The organism is Virgibacillus sp. NKC19-3, from assembly GCF_019837165.1.
GTDB lineage: Bacteria > Bacillota > Bacilli > Bacillales > Amphibacillaceae > Virgibacillus_L > Virgibacillus_L saliphilus.
In genome coordinates, this window is the sequence record NZ_JAGYHC010000001.1 from 3412547 (window position 1) to 3431274 (window position 18728).

The following is an 18728-nucleotide window of genomic DNA, read 5'->3' on the forward strand; positions in this document are numbered from 1 at the left end:
TCGTCCCCTTCTTTTTATTATCGCTTGCTAAAATATCTAGGATCAAGCACATCTCGTAACCAATCTCCCAAAAAAATAATCCCTAATACTGTTATTGTAATTGCTAGCCCTGGAAAAGTGGCAATCCACCATCCCGTAGCAAGATAATCTCTACCACTATTTAACATCATTCCCCAGGATATATCAGGTGGCTGAATACCAATTCCTAAAAAACTTAATGAAGCTTCCAATATAATAGTAGTTGCAACGTTTAAAGTAGCTAAGACAATAAAAGTAGAAAATACATTCGGTAGTACATGTTTCATTAATATCAAGTTATTCTTAACTCCTATAGATTTAGCTGCTTTTACATATTCCTTTTCCCTTATACTTAACACCTCACCGCGTATAATACGTGCATATTGCACCCAGGTAGTAGCACCTATAACAAATATTAGCGTAAATATACCAGGAGTAAATATGGTTAATATCACAATAATGAACAATATATTAGGTATAGACAAAAATGCATCTACTAAACGCATAAGTATTTTGTCTATTAACCCTCCATAATAGCCTGCAACCAATCCTATGAATAACCCAATTATTCCAGCAACAAAGACTGAAAAAACACCTACCAATAAAGATATTCTTGTTCCATAGATAATTCTACTTAATAAGTCCCTACCTAGGTTATCTGTCCCAAGTATATGTTCTATACTTCCACCCTCGCTCCAAACAGGTGGCACTAATACATCAGATGGATAAGTTTGTGTTGGATCATATGGAGATAGAACGTGAGCAAGTAAGGCAGTGAATATAATAAAAAATACTATTATTATTCCAACTATTCCTGTCTTGCTCTTAAACAGATAATAAAACCATCTGTTATAAGACTTTAACTTTTTTTCACGATGTTCATCATTAATCTCAGTTTGTTTGTCTATCGAGAACAACATATTCACCCCTTTGAATATTTAATTGTAGGGTCAACAACCCTATAAATCACATCTGCAAATAGATTCATTAAAATCACTAAAAAAGCTACAACGAAAATCGATGCTTGTACTATGGCCATATCCCTAGCGTAAACTGCCTGAACTAAAAGTTGCCCTAGCCCCGGCCAAGCAAAAACGGTTTCGGTAATTAGTGCACCACCAATCACTGTGGATGTTTGTAATGCCAGAATAGTTATAACTGGATTAAGTCCATTTTTTAACGCATGTTTGTAAATAACAATATATTTTCTTAGTCCTTTGCTTTTAGCAGTTCTTATATAATCTTGACTGAGAATATCAATCATTTTAGACCTCAGTAATCTTGTCATTTCAGATGCTATTCCAGTTCCCATAGTAATAGCGGGTAATACAATATGAGCATAAGTCCCTCGGCCTGATACTGGAAAGACTTGATATGTAACTGATAATAATAATATCAACATAATACCTAGCCAAAAATTAGGCATCGCTTTACCTAGTACAGAACCACCAGTTATAAATACATCTAAAACAGAATTTCTTTTAGTAGCAGACCAGACCCCAAGAGGAACGGAAATGAGCAATGCTACCAATAAGGAAAAAAAGGCTAATTCAAATGTCGCTGGTAACCTATCCAAAACAATCGGAAGAGCTTCTGCATTATATCTCCATGACTCCCCAAAACTTCCTTGTAATAGATCTCCAATGTACCTAAAATATTGTAGAATAAACGGATCATTTAACCCCAACGACGTTCTTAGCGCCTCTATATCATTTTGTGTTGCACCGTCAGGTAACATTAAAGCTACCGGGTCACCCGCGATATACACTAATACAAATACAACTGAGGACACTATAAAAAGAACTAACATTACTTCGAAAAGCTTTTTAAATAGAAAAACTCTCATAAGCAAGTCTCACCACCAATAAATTAATCAATATAAATTTTTAATTCCTTTTGTAAGCGAATTTAAAGTAGAAAGGTAGTATTAAAAAACTCCAATGACTATTGAAATACTATCTTTCTAGATTATTTAGTTATAACTTTCCTAATTCACTTTTTCTATGTCATTAAATCTTATTTCATCGTTGATATACGGAGTTAGAGATATTGATAAATTAGTACCATAATTAGCCATTTCCGAATATAGTAATATTTGCGGTCTTTCTTCAGCAATAATTTCCTGGATTTTTTGATATTGTTTTTCCCGTTCATCAGAATCCATGTTGGAATTAGCAGAATCAAACAGTTCATCTACCTCACTATTACTATAATCCATGAGACGAATAGCATCATCTGAATGAAAATGATTTAGAGAATACGACGCATCCATCATAGGATCACCTAAACCAATGAGCATTAACTCTTCATTTTCTGCTGACGAATAAGCATTAGAAAGGCTACTAGACTCCATCATTTGTAGATTAACCTTTATACCTACTTCGGATAACATATTTGCTATCATTTCAGCAACTTCACTATCCATTAAATATCTTCCTTGTGGTGATTGTAATGTTAGTTCTAATTCAGAATCTGAGTAATCAGACTCCTCCAAAAGTTGTTTAGCACGTTCAGGATCATATACAAGAGTATTTTGCAATTCAGGGTTTGCACCAAATGAAGCATCAACAACTCGAGTTCTAAGCGGAATTCCAGACCCTTGAAGTATTTGATTTGTTAATACTTCCTTGTTAATAGCTAAGTCAATGGCTTCACGTACCTTTGGATCGCTTGTAATATAATTTTCTCCTGTGCGAGCAATAAGTGTCATTACCCTTGAAGTGGGAGATTTAATAATAGTCAAATCTTCATCATCATTAACTCTATCCCATTCACTTGGAGGAACATTCATAATCATATCTACACCACCAGCTAATAACTCGGAAACTCTGGTGGAGCTTTCAGGAATGGAACGTATGACAACTTCATTCCAAGTTATATCTCCACCGAAGTATTCTTCGTTCTCTTCTAACACAACACGGTCATCTTTTATCCAATTTACGTATTTATATGGACCAGAACCAACAGGATTTTCGCCAAATTCCTCCCAACCAACTTCTTCTATATAACTTTTAGGTAAAATGTCGCTTCCACTTTTTGATAATAAAGTAAGCAATGTTGGCGAAGGTCCATTAGTCTTAATTTCAAATTCTAATTCATCAATTACATTTACATCATCGATCACTGGTCCAAAATATACGTTTTCTGATACCTCATCATCTTTTGCTACTCTATTAAGAGTAAACTCTACATCTTCAGCTGTAAGTGGATCACCGTTATGGAATGTAACTCCCTCTTTTAACTTAAAATACCATGTGTTTTCATTAACCATTTCGTAATCTTCAACTAACTCCGGAACTATTTCCATACTCTCTGGATTATCACGTTTAAATAAACGATTAAACATGTTTCTTAAAATGACATCTGAAGGAGTATGTCTATTATCTCCAGTGTCAAAGGATTGTAAGTCAGCACCCTGAGCAATTGTTAAAGTATTGTCATCATTAGTGTTTTCATCTGCTGTATTTGTAACATCACTGTTACTACAACCAAATATTACTAATGCTGTAAACAGGACAAGAAAAAATCGTTTTTTCCTCATATTAGCCCTCCCTTTATATAAAATAGATTCCTAAAAAGTTTTTAGACTTAATTGTCATGCTCTTCTTTGCAAAAAGAATAAAAAACAGAACAGAAAATCACCACCTCTTTCAAGCCGAATTTCCAGTAAAAAGTTGGGAATCACTTCAGTCTATAAATTCCATGAAATTATATTGAAATCGCTTTCAAAATAATTAAAAATACACATCCATACACTTCTTCTCTTACCTCTATTATTGCTAAAACGTTATTTGATTTTTAGTTTTTCCCTCCCCCTTCCCCCTTCCCCCTTCCCTATCTATTTTCACTCATTATAAACAACTAATTGTTGTATGTCAATATATTTTACAACATTTTATTGTTATTAGGCGATTTTCCAACTTCTTATTGTATAATTTTTAGTAGAAGGGGTACAAGGAGAATCAATATGGAGATTTTTAGAGAAAGACTAAAAGATGTTCGTATAGAAAGCGGCTACAAACAAGAAGAAATGGCACAAGTATTAAACGTATCTACTAGCGGGTATGGTTATTATGAACAAGGAAGAAATGAGCCATCTTTAGAAACCATTCAAAAAGTAGCCGCTACATTTGATATCTCTGCAGATTATTTATTTGGAATAATTGATAATCCGACCCCCATCCTATGGAGTTAACTATTTCAGAGGATCTGTCCTTAAATGAAGCTGAAATAGCAGTAATACGGAAAATGAAAGAGACTAATTACTTGATGAACTAAGCGAGGAACCAAATGAAAATATTGAGCGCCTTATTAGGTATTGGAAGTTTATAAAATCGGAACTAAACAAGTGAACCCCCCTGTAAATAGTTGAGTTAACTACTTACAAGGGGGCTATTCATTTTCATGAATCAAGACAACCTGTTTTCAATCAGCTTAATATATCTAAATTAATTGAGAGCATTATAAAAGAATCTCTAAATGGATCCTATCCTAAAGTAGCGGTTCTATTGTGACAGATAATGGCTAAATTATCCTTTACTTCGCTCATGTTTAATAAATTGCCAATATCGATGAAGTCTATCAACGTTATTTGATGGATCTTCACTTAATTCTTCCAATAATCCTGTATCCTTCAACTTTTGTAATGTGTCCATTTCTGCATTAGACAAATTGATTGTATCAGACACCGAATAATATACGGGGTTTTCACGTGTATGACTTAATCCAAGTAAATAATCTGTAGATACATTAAAGATTTTCGCTATGTTCATTAAAGTTTCCAACGAAGGTTCATTTCGCCCTTGTTCATAATATCCATACGCACTCGAAGAAAGGTTTACTTTTTCACCCATTTCTTTTTGATCTAGCTGAAGTTCATCACGTAGATCTTTAAGACGCTCACTTAACAAATACATATATAATACCCTCCCTACTATGAGGGAAGTATACAATCATATGTTTTTGTGATAGCTTAATACAACAATAAATCTAGTAATTAGTTTTGCACAAGTTTATGTTGTTAACACCTCTGATTTCACCTTCTCATTCAGCAGTTGCGGATAAAGGATATTCGTATTACTAACAGTATAAAACTGTACCCGAAATAATGCGATAGCACTTCTTTGAAATAATAAAAAATGTCATTATTTCAATCTATTAAGTTTTAAGAAAACAAAATAATACAAAATAATACGATAGCCTGCTATAGTATAATAAAATACCTTAGCGAGGAGTTGGTTCTTTGTATAATCACTTATATAATGTAACTGCTAAACTAAAATAGTCAATTATTGCTCAATAAGATTGAACACTTTTTGCCCAGTATCTTAACCTTCCATAGTATGATAGATTAGTTAAATTTATCATCATTGGGGGAACAAAAGGTGGAAAAGTGGAAAATGTATAGTCAGGTTCACCAGTTACGAGAATTAGGTTTTTCAAAGAGTAAGATAGCTAAAAAATTAGGGATTGCTAGGGGAACCGTAAATAGTTATTTAAAAAGGGATCCAGCAGAAATGGCTGTATGGATGGCTTCTACGAAGAAAAGAACACGTAAATTAGATAAATATGAAAAAGAAATATTAAAGTGGTTAAGAGAGCACCCAGATTTATCATCAGCTCAAGTATCTGATTGGCTAGATGAAAGAATTTCTGGACTGAAAGTTGGTGAAAGTACAGTTCGTCGTCATGTAGGAGAAATACGTAAAGAATACAATATTCCTAAAACAACTAGTAAGCGAGTATATGAAGCTATTCCGGATTTACCAATGGGTTTTCAAGCACAAGTAGACTTTGGCCAATGTTGGCAAAAAAATGCTCAAGGTCAATCCGTTAAACTCTATGTAGTTGCGTTTGTCCTTTCTCATTCCAGATATAAATACATGGAATGGTTGAATCACCCTTTTACTACAAGAGATCTTATAAATGCACATGAAAATGCATTCCGTGCATTTGGCGGAAAACCGAAGGAGATGGTTTATGACCAGGATAACATTATTATCGTAAGTGAGAACAATGGGGATATTATCTATACAAAGCAATTTGAGTCCTATCGTAATGACGAGAGATTTCAGGTTTATGCTTGTCGAGGTTTTGACCCTGAAAGCAAAGGAAAGATTGAAAATGTGATTGGATTTATTAAGAAAAACTTTGCAAAGCACCGTCTGTTTACGAATTTAGATGACTGGAATGAACAAGGAAGGTTATGGCTTGAGCGCAGGGGAAACGGTAAGATGCACAATACCACAAAGAAAAGACCGGTCGAAGTTTTCCAAGAGGAAAAACAGTATCTACGACCAGTCAGGCAGCTTATCTCGGTACCAGCCAATGATAAGCAAACATATTTAAACTCAGATTCAAGTATAACAAGGGTTGTGCGAAAGGACAATACTATTTTATACAAAGCTAATCGGTACTCTGTACCGTTAGGTACGTATAGCAATTTCGGTAAGGATGTTCAATTACGAATTCAAGAAAACACACTACGTATAATTGACTCCGAAACAGGAGAAATAATTGGCGTACATGAGATTTCAAATCAAAAAGGAGCATTAATTCAAGAACGTGCTCATAAAAGGGATCGTTCAAAAGGTATACCCGCATACATCGAAAGTACGGCTGATAAATTTGAAGATAAATCATTAGCTCTACACTATTTAAAAGAGATAAAAAGTCAATATCCAAGATACGTACGAGATCAACTCCAGCTAATAAATGAGCTGTGGGAAAGGTTCCCATGGGATTATATAAACCAAGCACTCCCATTGTGTGTTGAACAAAAGTTTTATAGCGCGTCGGAATTTCATGACATGGTAAATCATTTAATAGCCCAGAGACCAGTCGAAATGCCCAAACCAGTGAGCAAAATACAAGCATTACATCACGAATCATCGCATTTATTAGATGTAAAGCCTCCCACAAGAGAGTTATCCGTATACATGGAAATCATGGAGGGAGGTGATTCTTCATGAGTTCGTATAAGGAGCTAGAAGCAATCCTTCGGACGTTACGATTCGTTGAAACGTCCGAACACTTACCGGAGCTGATAAAGAAGGCGGAAACTCAGGCCCAATCGTATACGCAATTTCTATTAGATATAATGTCTTATGAACAGAAAAGGCGGAAAGAAAGGGTAATTGAAAAACGCTTGAAATGGGCTACATTCCCTACCTATAAGACATTAGATGAATTTTCATTACGCGAACAACCGTCTTTAAAGAAAATACAATTCCATCAACTAACTGATTTAACATGGTTAGATCAACTTTACAATCTAATTCTTTTAGGACCAACTGGCGTCGGCAAAACCCACCTAGCCATCGGCCTAGGAATAAAAGCAATTCACGAAGGATATAAAGTTACATTCATATCCATGGGAGAACTAATCCATGTACTGAAGACAGAAGAAATAACGCGTAAATCCCAGATACGACTAAAAAGGATTCGAAACTCTAACTTGGTAATTATAGATGATCTTATGTTTATGGCAATGGACCAACGAGAAGCGAACCTTTTCTTTCATCTGGTAAACGATTTATACAATCAATCATCGATAATATTAACATCAAATAAAGGCCCTAGTGATTGGGGTGAATTGTTAGGAGATCCAGCGATTACCGCAGCAATATTAGATAGAATCATTCATCGAGCTGAGGTAATTCAATTAGGAGGCGACAGCTATAGATTAAAACACAGAAGCTCAATATTTGATAACAAAACTGTTCAAAATTAATGAGCAAAAAGTGTTCAATTTAACTTGACGGTTACAATATAAAACTAACACAGTTTATAAAGGGTATGATTTTGTAAAAATTGATGATTTAAAACACCTACTTAAAACCCAAGGAGAAGGTAATACGATAGACTTGGAAATTGATAAAGAGTTACCCTTGGCTAAAGTCGGTGATTTGACAGATAAAATAATCCTTAAGGGGGTAGCAGAATTACTTGAAGCGTATGAATTTATTGACGCGCAAAAACTAGATATTGTTGAGAAGTTTGATAATCTAGAGTATCAAGGATTTTCGGATAAAAAACAGATTATCCTCTCTTTTTTATTAGAAGAAGGACAAGAAAAGACCACAGCTACCGGGATATACGAATTTACTAAGGATTTTTTGAAGTCTAATTTTAAATTATACGACTATGTTATGTATTGTTTAGAAAAGGATTTTAGAGACTTAGTTAGAGAAAATATTGATGAAATGCTAAATAAACATCCTGATATTTTAAAGCAATATAGATTAATACAGGATAGTAATAATACTTGGAAGATAAGAGCGATGACCTCTAGCCTTTATAAGAATTATGATAATAATGTAGTCATTTACCTAGCGATTATTTACCTTCATCAGTACGCAAAAAAACAAGGTACTGTTTTTAAACTTGAAAACGCGCAATTAAGTGATTCAGAGCTTAGACTAATTTTCCAAAATGAAGAATCGATTAATATAGATGGTTTAGGCAATTTATACGTTGGTTTATTTATATCAAATAGTGAAATCAAAGAAAAGGCTTTTACTTTTGAATTAAGATATAAGATTGTAAACGAAAATCATACTAATCAATTTGGTATGATCCCTAATATAAGTGATGCATTAGTAAATGTTCGTCATACATCCAGGGTTGAGACAATGTTCTCTAAAATGAAAGAGATAGAGCAACTAGATAATAAATTTAAGGAAACACTTGGTATGATAAAGGCAATACAAGAAATCAAAGTTCTTGATTCTAATCAAGTATATATATTATTTGAAAAAATTCTTAATGAAAAGGACCTAAGCCCAGAAACAAAGAAAAGCTTCAAAACTTATTACGATGATAATCTTGTGAATAAAACCATGGGAATTATTGACTTATTAGAGAAGACAACTGAATTCGCAGAAGACTTCGACCAAAGAATTACCTTAGAAAGAATCTATTATGGATTAATTATGGAGTTGTTAGAAAAAAAGAAGGATGACTAAAAGCAGAAAATTATGCAACAGCAATAACCTTAATACTTTAATCACTCAAATGAAAGAAGTATTACCCTAATACCCGTGGAGTTTTTTGCAAAGGTCAAATCTTTTCGAATAATGTAGTAAGCATCAAATAATCCCTACCTGTACTCAGATGAGGATTATTTGACGTTTACATTTTCAGGCATCATACCGCTCTTCCATTCTAATCTTTTGTCTCTTTTAGGCTTAATCACTTAAAACCTCCTATATAATACATTTGCACACTGTAGTGCAAGTACATTATATAGGAGGTGGCTCTAAAACATAGTCAAGGCGGTGTTGTCTCTTGTCTTTATTCAGTATTGAATGCTGGTACCATTAATGACATATAATTCACCGTATGGTTGCAAATCAACCTCTACCTCAACGTTCCTATTTAAAAATAAATCTTTGAATGTCATTTATCTTAATCCCCCGTAGTTACTTTTTAGCAGTTAATAGACTCCTTGATCAATAACACTGCGGGAACTTCATATCACAATAAAACAGGTGGCCCTCTAATGAACTTCCCTTCCCCCTGCACCAGTTAAGTCATTTGGTTTAACCTTCTTCTCTTCCAATTCGATCAATGCCACTACTTCCAGCAACGCATAAACAGCATCACTCTTGGTATACACCTCGTCATCGATCAAATTGCACATGGTCTGAACGATCCGACTTTTCATATCGGTTAAAATTAAGGATGTGTTTAATTCTTCTAACAGGATTTGCATAGTAGATTCCTGTTTTTCCATAGGATCATCTCTCTCAATATTTTTTGTGGTAATACAAAATTCGTACTTATAGGCGTACAATTATTGGTTATATTATATAGTACGCTTATAAGTACAGTCAACCTTTAATATTGAAATGAGGAAAAAACTTGGTAAAAGTAGAGATTCTGTTAAATGAGTTACTAAACCGATATAACTTAAGCATAAACCAGCTGCATTTGTTAACCGGCATTCGCCGGGCTACTCTCAGTGAACTGGCGAGTGGCAAAAGACAACGAGTTCAGCTGGAGCATATTGAAAAAATTGCTGGTGCATTAGAGATTGGGGATATTAATGAGATTATTACACTTAGGAAGATTGATGATGGTTACTGCCACTAAATCTTACCAATAATGACATGGTCTTTACCGCTCTTATTAAAGAATAACTAGACAACGCCAAGATGCCTACTATGGCTTAGTATTGGGCTGGAGTGATTATTTCCAATCTATTGGGGACATATGATACATGTCCCTCTATTATGATTAAACTGAGCCGAATGCGCAAGCGGCTTCCTCACCGATTGCGGATAGCTATAAGTATTTTTGTTTATAAAACGAAAAAGTGGCACCCTCATCCCCGCAAATTGAACGATAGGGCCACTTTTTTAATCATTTACTGAGTATTGTCCTAGTCTTTTTTATATAGATAGTAAATCAATCGTATACTTTAAGTTTTTAAGAAGTTTAATTGATCATACATTAAATAGCCATCTCGTTGAAGCCTTGCAACGACTATACCAGGTAATATCTGTTGTGTCTCAGCAAATTTCTCGATATTCATTCTATCAAATTTTTGGTGTTCAATAAATTTTTTATAATCTTCAATGTCGATAAAGAAATCACGCGCGAATTCATTTGCTTCTCCTTCTTTAGTAGAAATTTCCTTTAATTCTAATTCATCCTCAAAGCTAATTATTGGTGTATCAGTTGTTATATAATGATATAGGAGGTGGCCAATTTCATGCATTAAAGCAAACCACACGTGGTCGTGAGTTTTAAATCTCCCACTTAAGAAAATTGCTGGATGTTTTCTGTAAGTTGTTAAAGCCCCTCTAACTTTACTATTTGTTATAGCATCACAGAAAACCAGATATACACCCAGCCTATTAAGCAATTTTCTCGCGCTTTTTATTGAACTTTCATAATCACTATCTAGAGCAATTTTTTTAAATTTAGACAGAGATTTCATCAATTTTTCTTTATTGTAACTAATTTCATCTATATCCTTATTTTGTATCTCCACTTCTTCTCTAGCTAAATTAAGCCAAATAGCAATTGCTTCTTTTTCTCCTCCATCTTCCATAAAGTCTATGCTAAGATCGGAGTAAACTGCTTCAAATTGTTCAAAATCACTTATTCTTAAAAGTTTTAGCATTTCATCTGCTTGCTTGGATAAACTCCAATCTAAACCATTAAAAATGGCATTAAAATTAAATCGCTTTGACAGTTTTTCCAATTGATCATTAGTATAAGTTTCTAATTTAGCTTCTTCTCTTTTTTTGAATTCTCTATACTTAATTTCATAATTTAACCAATAAGAAGCAGGGGCATCTTGAATGACATTTTCTAACTTTATGGCAACGTCTTCAGTTAGCCTACTTTTACCACTTATTATATTAGAGAAATGTTTTTCGCTAGAACCTATTCTTTTAGCACATTCTTTTTGACTCATTCCTAATTCATCAAGATATTCTTTAATGATCGAGCCTGTAGGTACAATAAATTCTTTACTCAAAAATGTTCCTCCTTTCTTAATGATAATCTTCAATTTTTATTATTTCAACATGATTTATAATTGCTGCATCAATTTTAGTATTTTCATGATTAGGTTTAAGGACAATACGGACATTTTTTGCAACATCAATTCCCCAGCAATTTTCGTAGTTCCCTACTAGTTTATGCCTACGTGGTGGGGGAATATGCGGGATTTCAGCTAAGTTATTTGCTGCTCTTAATTCAGATAATCTATTTTGTAATTTTTGATAATAAGGAGTGTAGTGCTTTTTTATTAATCGTTCATTGGTTAGAATTCTTTCTAATTTCTTTTTGGAATAAGAGATCTTCATTTTCTACCCCCTTTCACAAGTATAACTATAGATACACTATCATAAATTAACCTCAAAGGTCAATTTTAAAAGATTGGACTAACTATAATTTAAGGTATATAATATTTTAAAAAGGGGGTGGAGGAATGTTGAATGTGGATAAGAAGGGTGAGTATTTTGAAATAGGGAAATTTTTATCTAATAAATATTCGACTTCTTTTAGTAATGCAACTATTGAAAATGAGATGTTTGAACAATTTGATCAGAAGTTTTTAAATGATTTTAATGAGACTGATTTAAGTCCTCGAGAATTTATTAATAATTTCATTTTACTTCATTATCCAAACGAAACAGCTATTAAATCTACATTTTTAAATAATGTTTTGTTTAAATCGAATAATCATGTATCTATCTTTGAATTAAAAGTAGGCAGCAGCAGAATAGATTTATGTAAAATAAACGGGAAAAGTATCGCCTTTGAAATAAAAACAGAGTTAGATACTCCAACACGTTTATCTCAACAAATGTATGATTATTTAAGGGTATTCGATGAAGTATTTTTAATTTGTTCAGTGAATAATTATTCTAGAATGCTGCCTTACTTACCTGATGAGTGTGGAACCTATACATATTATATTACTAATACTGGTAAATACATTTTCAAAAAAAGGAGAAATGCACTTAAATCGGGGTTAATATCACCTTATTATCAATTATCCGCGTTAACAAAGAAAGATTTAAGTATCTTTTTCAATTGTACCTATCTAGAAAAGAAAAATAGTATGATTGATTGGATAATTGCTAAAAAAACATCAAGGGAAATTAACAAGTTATTTAAGGAATGTCTCAAAAATAAGTTTCAAGATAAATGGAGTTTTTTGATGAATCACAGATCTGAAATATTAGAAATCGATTATCAATGGTTTTACAAAAACCCGTTATCTCCAAAAATAGTATACCTTTAAGGTATACTATTTTGTCGCTTGCTGATGAATATATCGGGTTAAATTTATATTGTTCCAGTCTTTCCAACTTCCGAATGTGCCTTTCATATGGTTAATTCTTTCAATTGCTGGACAATCGTTGTCAATATCTAAAATATGTTTGTGATTCAAGATATTCTCTGCCACATATTTATAACCCCTTACCCCCATACTTGTATCTGTATTTACAACTGAGAAAAAAGCATTACGTTCTTTTGAAAAAATTAATCCTAAGGCAGACCCGGTACCATTACTACCAGAGGATTGGGGCAAATCATCTTTCAATCCACCGAAATCTCCAAACCCATTTAATTCATAATCGAGATATGCAGTAGCCACATCATTATTGATTATTTTAGTAAATACGAGATTATCAAAATCCTTATTTCGTTTATCCACTGGTCGAGGTGAGTTAAGTAAAACTTTGACTGCGCCCGTATTTAAATCTTGGAATTCTTCCAATTCTAGTTGTTTGGAATCGTGGCTTTTACTTCTTAAATCTAACATAATGAAATCATTTTCAGTAAGGTTATCTTCAATGAAATCATTGTATTCGTCAAAACAATCTACTGTTACTCTAAGACATATTGAGGAGTTACTATTACGCAATTCGGATATTAAATTATCTAAATCAAACTCACTAATTTCAAGCCCACTTTTGATAGAAATGACAGGTATTAAATTATTATAGTTTCCCAAATCTAATAACCGACTTCTATAAGAAGAGAAATCTCTGCTTAGCTGTAGAGATAACTTAATATTATTATAATCTAATTTTTTTCTGTCATACTCATCTATAGTAAATCTAAAAAAATCTATGAAGGCATATTTATTATTAATTTTTTCTTGAATAAACTGTAAGGTTATAATATCTTTATCTTCTGGTGGAAGCTTGATTTTAGTTCTTATTTTGTTATTCGGTTTTAATTCGTAAAGAATATCTCCAGTAATAGGATCTTTTTTAAATCTATCTTCATGCTCATCTTTAAAAATTTCTATTAATGGAATTATTGAATCATTAAAATAGGGATTCATTTTATTTAAAACCCTCATTTCTTCTTGTCTGTTTTTCATAATAGGAATATACATTGATTATTTCTCCTTATTTGAAGACATAATTTATTTTTTATTGAACTAAACAAATAATCTAACCAAATTGAATAAAAATATATAGTCTGTAAGTAAATTTACTATATTCCTTCTCTAATACATTCAGCATCAAACATACTTCAGGGTGTTTGAGTCTGGTTTAATGCACCAGTCTCTTTGGCTTTATCTGGATGCTTTATTACCTTGTCCGACGCTGAATTATGGTCTCTTCTTATGACATTTTTAATCACTCCAATCTAAAAACAAAATAATGCTCCATTTCTTCTTTATTCAACATAAACTGAGTCAATTCCTGCTAATTTTTAAAGAACTTTTAAAAGACTATTTTCTGAACGAGGAATAAGGATCTCACGATCCCTTAAATTCACTTCACCCCATAATACCCCACATACCACTCAGCAAATCTCTCCAACCCTTCCTCAATCGAAGTCTCCGGCTTAAACCCAACAGCTTCCTGCAACAGCGTCGTAGACGCATATGTAGCCGGCACATCTCCTGGCTTAATCGGCTCAAATTCTTTCTTAAACTCTACTTCCTTACCCAGCGCCTTACTCAAGGCCTGTTCCAGGGCTCCGATAAAGGTCATTAACCGCTCTGGGCTATTGTTGCCAATATTAAACACCTTGTGAGCCACGCCATCCTCTCCATTCGGCGGAACACTTACCAGTCGCTCAATACCAGTAATAATATCATCTATATAGGTAAAATCCCGATACAAGTCATTCTCAAAATCCCCATTATTAAATATCTTAATCGGCTCCCCAGTAAAATATTTATCCGTAAAACCGAAATACGCCATATCCGGACGTCCCATCGGCCCATACACCGTAAAGAAACGAAGCCCAGTCGCTGGAATCTTATATAAATGACTATACGTATGAGCCATCAATTCATTCGACTTCTTCGTCGATGCATATAGCGACACCGGGTTATCGACAAAATCTGTCTCTTCAAAAGGCACTTTTTTATTCGCTCCATATACGGAACTGGACGAAGCATAGATAAGATGATCGACCGGATAATGCCTGCATGCTTCCAGGATATTATAGAAGCCAATCAAATTACTTTGGATATAGGCATCCGGATTTTCAATAGAATACCGCACGCCTGCTTGTGCTGCAAGATTCACCACAACATCTGGCTTATATTCCTCAAAAACTTCCATAAGCCCATCTTTCTCCGCAATATCCGCTTTAATAAATGTAAAATTATCGTAAGGCGTAAGTTGTTCCAGTCGCGTTTCTTTCAGTCTCACATCATAGTAGTCATTGACATTATCAAGACCTACCACCCGACAATTCCGGTCGAGTAACCGTTTGGCTAGAAAAGATCCAATAAATCCGGCCGCACCGGTTACAAGATACGTTTTACTTGAATCAGGAGTTTTGATATTCATTCTGCTTTGACACCTTCCTGCTTGCTACACTTGTAGATTCTCTTCCGACAGAGTGATATTCCACGCCTGCCTCTTCCATCTTGGATACTTCATGAATATTTCTTCCGTCATATACCAACGGAGTTCGCATTAAATCTTTATACATCTCAGGAGTTACTGCTTTGATCTCTCCCCACTCTGTGAATACAAAGCATACATTAGCATCCTGCAGTGCCTGTTCCACGTTAGAGACATAGGTGATCGTTCCATTGCCATTTCTGCCCTCCGGATAGAACTTAGCAAAGTTATCCGCACCTACAGGATCATACGCATAAATGTCAGCGCCTTTCTCCAACAGCAATGGAATATTCTCTAATGAAGGTGCTTCTCTTAAATCATCCGTTCCTGGTTTAAATGTTAACCCGAGTACAGCTACCTTCAGCCCGCTAAATGTAATGAGTCGCTTGCTGGCTTTTTGATATAACCTAGTCTTTTGTTCTTTATTTACATCAATAGCAGCCTTCACTGTTTTAAGCTCATAGCCGTTCTGTCTAGCAATATTCTCTAATGCTTTGGTATCTTTCGGAAAACATGATCCACCAAAGCCAATACCTGCATTTAAAAATTTGCTTCCAATACGGTCATCAAAGCTCATTCCTCTTGCAACATCCTGAATATCCGCGCCAACTAATTCGGAAAGATTAGCAAGATCATTCATGTAGGAGATTTTCAGTGCAAGGAAGTCGTTAGATGCATACTTAATCATTTCAGCCGACCTTCTATTAACAGATACAATCGGCAAGTTGAAAGGTTCATAGATATTCATCAGGCGTTCCTCTGCCCACTTGCTTTCTGTACCAATAATGATTCTGGCTGCATACAATGTATCATGTACAGCTGACCCTTGAGCCAAAAACTCTGGGTTTGAAGCTACCTCCACGTTTACATCGTTAACCAGGAAGTCCTGGATAAACTGTTCCACCTTATCATTGGTTCCAATTGGTACGGTAGACTTCACAACGATAAGACAATCATTTTCCACCGATTCCGCAATTTGTCTTGCAACGGTCGCTATGTAAGATAGATTTGCCGAACCGTCTGCTTGTTCTGGTGTACCAACGCCTATAAAAATAGCGTCTGCACCCTTGTAAGCTGATTCATAGTCTGTCGTATAGTCCAATCTCCCCGCAGCATAATTTTTCTGCATTAATTCTTCCAGCCCTTTTTCAAAAATAGGAGAAACACCAGATTTCATTACGTTTACTTTTTCTTCGTCTATATCAACACAGGTTACTTGATGTCCCATCTCCGCGGCTGTCACCCCGGTTACTAGGCCTACATAACCTGTGCCGGCTACTGCTATTTTGTGCATTTGGATCACTCCTTGTAACTATTCATCTATTAGATCCTTTACTATGGATCGCCTTCCCTGCACTTATCAACAAAAAAGACAACAATTACTTTAATCGTTTTTTCAATCTATTCCAGTTGCCTTTTATTTTCATCCGTAACGTTGGGGTAGGAACTCTTCTCCCCAATCCTTCCTCTCTTGTGTATTTACAAGGGTTACACATTCCACAAGGTTGATCGTATATTGGAGAGTGGCAAAACCACGTTTCTTCCATGATCTGTTTAAATCCGCTAATACTGGCCTGTTCCTGCATATCAAGTTTAGTCATATCTAATAGCGGAAAATGATAATAGGAAAATATACCCAAGTCTTGGTCACTCAGATATTCCTTGAGTTTATAAAATCTATCATTATTGTTATCAACAAGATCAACATCATTTTTTATAAATCCTTCTACTGTATCATCAGTATGAACGCATAATTCTAGATCGTTAATTCCTAATGAATTTGTATATCGGGCAAGCCAGTCATATTGGGCACCCAAATGTGATCTATCAGCTAGTCTGCGATAGGACTTTGTTATGTTGGAATTATCGGATATATCCTTTTTCCTAATATCGATCCGTTCCATAATTCTACAAGAAGCTGATTCATCCATTTCTTTTATCATATCAATGATACGGTCCATCGTTTTAAATTCCATGTAAGTTGATGGTCTATTTTCATCAATTATATAATAAGGTTGTATATTTACTTTTTTATTTAACACTAAATCCAGTACCCTAAATGTTGAATCCCAGCCGCCAGTCCATAACACTTTTTTTAGCATCTATATCCCCTGCTCCCTACTTCAAATCTACATATCAATCAGCAAATGCCTGTAAGCCATTTAGTAGTTTTCGAATCCCTCTTTAAAAATAACCAAAATGCAATCATACTCAATATTAGGTTTTATATCGATTTAGCCCCTGTTCCCATATTAGTGGAATTTAGCAAATACTCATCAAGCTTTTTAAAATGATTTTTTGAATTTTTTGCTTGTACAGATACATCCACAGAATTTGTTTCCATACATTCATATACATCTATAGGCTTTAAAGAATTAATTTCTTTTAAGTCGATATATGAGCCTTGAAAACCAATATCTTTCATTACATTATTCATCTTTTTACTATACGAAACCGGAAATACTGGTTTATTAAATACCCATCCCAGTATCATAGAATGAAACCTTGTAGCTATTACGTACGAAGATGACGCGATTATATCCAATGCTTCCTCCATATTATATTTATAATAGTATTTCGCAACATTATCAAAAATCTCTTCAGGTAGTTTTTGGAGAATTTCTTCAACCGCTTCCTGATCACCTTCCTTCTCACAAAATGACATCAATGTTACCTGATATCCCATATTTACGAAATATATAGTTATATCCTTAATTTTTTGGTAGTAAATTTCATCATAGTTATGTAAGTTTTTTCTAAAAGAAGGTTTTATAACTGAGATAACAATATGTTTTTTTATTGAAACTGACCGTTTTCTATTTAATTGAAATACTATATCGTCTGCCACACGGACATTAGGTAAGTCTTTAAATAATCCATAAGAGTACTTATCTCTAAAACATATATCTGTATACTTCTTAAAAAGTTCATAATGCTCAGTAAAAAATTGCTGGTTTTGAAAAGGCCCAAAATTTGACCCTAAAACATAAAATGGTTTTCCTTTTATCTTTTGTTTATAATTTGGTATCCCAGTCCAATTATCTTTCTGAATAAATATAGAGCCTCCGACATGTACGATAGCATCACATTTTCTAGCAATTATATTACGAATAGAAAAATCTATCTTTAACTTTCTCAAACCATAATTAAGCAATCTCATAAAAAAATTGTTACTCGAGTAGATAGAAACATTCCTAAACGACTTAAAATTATGTTTATATTCACGGGGCGCATAAAGAAAAAATTGTGTCTTAGGATATCTTTCACATAATAACTTAATAAATAAATCATCACCTAAATTAAAATTTGTATAAGCATATATCATTACTTTTTTTTGCATTGAATCACCTTTACCAAAATAGT

General features: G+C 34.0%; 18 protein-coding genes. 6 read left to right on the forward strand and 12 right to left on the reverse strand.

Annotated elements, in window-relative coordinates; genetic code table 11:
* Positions 1–17: 17 nt before the first annotated feature.
* From KFZ56_RS16305 to KFZ56_RS16315, 3 genes are all read right to left on the reverse strand, one after another.
* On the reverse strand, positions 18–938 hold the full coding sequence (locus KFZ56_RS16305) for an ABC transporter permease (protein ID WP_222643087.1): 921 nt from the start codon (positions 936–938) through the stop codon (positions 18–20).
* Between the two features lie 2 nt (positions 939–940).
* Positions 941–1864: an ABC transporter permease gene (locus KFZ56_RS16310; protein ID WP_222643089.1), complete on the reverse strand. Its 924-nt coding sequence runs from the start codon at positions 1862–1864 to the stop codon at positions 941–943.
* 141 nt (positions 1865–2005) lie between these two features.
* On the reverse strand, positions 2006–3559 hold the full coding sequence (locus tag KFZ56_RS16315) for an ABC transporter substrate-binding protein (protein WP_222643090.1): 1554 nt from the start codon (positions 3557–3559) through the stop codon (positions 2006–2008).
* A gap of 426 nt (positions 3560–3985) precedes the next feature.
* Between KFZ56_RS16315 and KFZ56_RS16320 the strand changes: the two genes are divergently transcribed.
* A complete protein-coding gene (locus KFZ56_RS16320; protein ID WP_222643091.1) occupies positions 3986–4213 on the forward strand; it encodes a helix-turn-helix domain-containing protein in 228 nt (75 codons plus the stop codon).
* Between the two features lie 334 nt (positions 4214–4547).
* Here the strand turns inward: KFZ56_RS16320 and KFZ56_RS16325 are convergent, their stop codons facing one another.
* A complete protein-coding gene (locus KFZ56_RS16325; protein ID WP_222643092.1) occupies positions 4548–4934 on the reverse strand; it encodes a helix-turn-helix domain-containing protein in 387 nt (128 codons plus the stop codon).
* A 468-nt stretch (positions 4935–5402) separates the two neighbouring features.
* On the opposite strand from KFZ56_RS16325, the gene istA reads away from it, so the two are divergent.
* The 3 genes from istA to KFZ56_RS16340 all read left to right on the forward strand — a co-directional run bounded on the left by istA (position 5403) and on the right by KFZ56_RS16340 (position 8984).
* Entirely contained in the window at positions 5403–6989 is a 1587-nt protein-coding gene (gene istA / locus KFZ56_RS16330; protein WP_222643093.1) for an IS21 family transposase, read from the forward strand.
* Positions 6986–7750 (forward strand): IS21-like element helper ATPase IstB, encoded by a 765-nt coding sequence (istB, locus tag KFZ56_RS16335; protein ID WP_222640700.1) that lies wholly within the window; start codon positions 6986–6988, stop codon positions 7748–7750. The genes istA and istB overlap by 4 nt, the downstream gene beginning before the upstream one ends.
* A gap of 133 nt (positions 7751–7883) precedes the next feature.
* Positions 7884–8984: a hypothetical protein gene (locus tag KFZ56_RS16340; RefSeq protein ID WP_222643094.1), complete on the forward strand. Its 1101-nt coding sequence runs from the start codon at positions 7884–7886 to the stop codon at positions 8982–8984.
* A 533-nt stretch (positions 8985–9517) separates the two neighbouring features.
* Here the strand turns inward: KFZ56_RS16340 and KFZ56_RS16345 are convergent.
* Positions 9518–9754 carry a hypothetical protein gene (locus KFZ56_RS16345; protein ID WP_222643095.1) on the reverse strand — a complete coding sequence of 79 codons (237 nt, stop codon included), beginning with the start codon at positions 9752–9754 and terminating at the stop codon, positions 9518–9520.
* 128 nt (positions 9755–9882) lie between these two features.
* Between KFZ56_RS16345 and KFZ56_RS16350 the strand changes: the two genes are divergently transcribed.
* Positions 9883–10113, forward strand: coding sequence for a helix-turn-helix domain-containing protein (locus tag KFZ56_RS16350; protein ID WP_222643096.1), 231 nt, complete (start codon positions 9883–9885; stop codon positions 10111–10113).
* A 328-nt stretch (positions 10114–10441) separates the two neighbouring features.
* Here the strand turns inward: KFZ56_RS16350 and KFZ56_RS16355 are convergent, their stop codons facing one another.
* Positions 10442–11509 (reverse strand): helix-turn-helix domain-containing protein, encoded by a 1068-nt coding sequence (locus KFZ56_RS16355; RefSeq protein ID WP_222643097.1) that lies wholly within the window; start codon positions 11507–11509, stop codon positions 10442–10444.
* Positions 11510–11525: 16 nt separating this feature from the next.
* Positions 11526–11840 carry a type II toxin-antitoxin system RelE/ParE family toxin gene (locus tag KFZ56_RS16360; protein WP_222643098.1) on the reverse strand — a complete coding sequence of 105 codons (315 nt, stop codon included), beginning with the start codon at positions 11838–11840 and terminating at the stop codon, positions 11526–11528.
* 125 nt (positions 11841–11965) lie between these two features.
* On the opposite strand from KFZ56_RS16360, the gene KFZ56_RS16365 reads away from it, so the two are divergent.
* The gene (locus KFZ56_RS16365; RefSeq protein ID WP_222643099.1) at positions 11966–12784 is read left to right on the forward strand and encodes a sce7726 family protein; all 819 of its coding nucleotides are present in this window, start codon (positions 11966–11968) and stop codon (positions 12782–12784) included.
* Between the two features lie 6 nt (positions 12785–12790).
* On the opposite strand, the gene KFZ56_RS16370 is transcribed toward KFZ56_RS16365, so the two are convergent.
* The 5 genes from KFZ56_RS16370 to KFZ56_RS16390 all read right to left on the reverse strand — a co-directional run bounded on the left by KFZ56_RS16370 (position 12791) and on the right by KFZ56_RS16390 (position 18705).
* Positions 12791–13891 (reverse strand): beta family protein, encoded by a 1101-nt coding sequence (locus tag KFZ56_RS16370; RefSeq protein ID WP_222643101.1) that lies wholly within the window; start codon positions 13889–13891, stop codon positions 12791–12793.
* A 385-nt stretch (positions 13892–14276) separates the two neighbouring features.
* Complete coding sequence (locus KFZ56_RS16375; protein ID WP_222643103.1) at positions 14277–15308, reverse strand: GDP-mannose 4,6-dehydratase; 1032 nt, start codon at positions 15306–15308, stop codon at positions 14277–14279.
* Entirely contained in the window at positions 15289–16659 is a 1371-nt protein-coding gene (locus KFZ56_RS16380; protein ID WP_222643105.1) for a UDP-glucose dehydrogenase family protein, read from the reverse strand. The genes KFZ56_RS16375 and KFZ56_RS16380 overlap by 20 nt, the downstream gene beginning before the upstream one ends.
* A gap of 85 nt (positions 16660–16744) precedes the next feature.
* Positions 16745–17467 carry a 7-cyano-7-deazaguanine synthase gene (locus KFZ56_RS16385; RefSeq protein WP_222643106.1) on the reverse strand — a complete coding sequence of 241 codons (723 nt, stop codon included), beginning with the start codon at positions 17465–17467 and terminating at the stop codon, positions 16745–16747.
* A 122-nt stretch (positions 17468–17589) separates the two neighbouring features.
* Positions 17590–18705 (reverse strand): polysaccharide pyruvyl transferase family protein, encoded by a 1116-nt coding sequence (locus KFZ56_RS16390; protein ID WP_222643107.1) that lies wholly within the window; start codon positions 18703–18705, stop codon positions 17590–17592.
* Positions 18706–18728 lie beyond the last annotated feature (23 nt).

Coding starts and splice junctions, on each gene's coding strand:
- KFZ56_RS16305 (WP_222643087.1), bottom strand. CDS start 938: ATGTTGTTCTCGATAGACAAACAAACTGAGATTAATGATGAACATCGT.
- KFZ56_RS16310 (WP_222643089.1), bottom strand. CDS start 1,864: ATGAGAGTTTTTCTATTTAAAAAGCTTTTCGAAGTAATGTTAGTTCTT.
- KFZ56_RS16315 (WP_222643090.1), bottom strand. CDS start 3,559: ATGAGGAAAAAACGATTTTTTCTTGTCCTGTTTACAGCATTAGTAATA.
- KFZ56_RS16320 (WP_222643091.1), top strand. CDS start 3,986: ATGGAGATTTTTAGAGAAAGACTAAAAGATGTTCGTATAGAAAGCGGC.
- KFZ56_RS16325 (WP_222643092.1), bottom strand. CDS start 4,934: ATGTATTTGTTAAGTGAGCGTCTTAAAGATCTACGTGATGAACTTCAG.
- istB (WP_222640700.1), top strand. CDS start 6,986: ATGAGTTCGTATAAGGAGCTAGAAGCAATCCTTCGGACGTTACGATTC.
- KFZ56_RS16345 (WP_222643095.1), bottom strand. CDS start 9,754: ATGGAAAAACAGGAATCTACTATGCAAATCCTGTTAGAAGAATTAAAC.
- KFZ56_RS16360 (WP_222643098.1), bottom strand. CDS start 11,840: ATGAAGATCTCTTATTCCAAAAAGAAATTAGAAAGAATTCTAACCAAT.
- KFZ56_RS16365 (WP_222643099.1), top strand. CDS start 11,966: ATGTTGAATGTGGATAAGAAGGGTGAGTATTTTGAAATAGGGAAATTT.
- KFZ56_RS16370 (WP_222643101.1), bottom strand. CDS start 13,891: ATGTATATTCCTATTATGAAAAACAGACAAGAAGAAATGAGGGTTTTA.
- KFZ56_RS16375 (WP_222643103.1), bottom strand. CDS start 15,308: ATGAATATCAAAACTCCTGATTCAAGTAAAACGTATCTTGTAACCGGT.
- KFZ56_RS16380 (WP_222643105.1), bottom strand. CDS start 16,659: ATGCACAAAATAGCAGTAGCCGGCACAGGTTATGTAGGCCTAGTAACC.
- KFZ56_RS16385 (WP_222643106.1), bottom strand. CDS start 17,467: ATGCTAAAAAAAGTGTTATGGACTGGCGGCTGGGATTCAACATTTAGG.
- KFZ56_RS16390 (WP_222643107.1), bottom strand. CDS start 18,705: ATGCAAAAAAAAGTAATGATATATGCTTATACAAATTTTAATTTAGGT.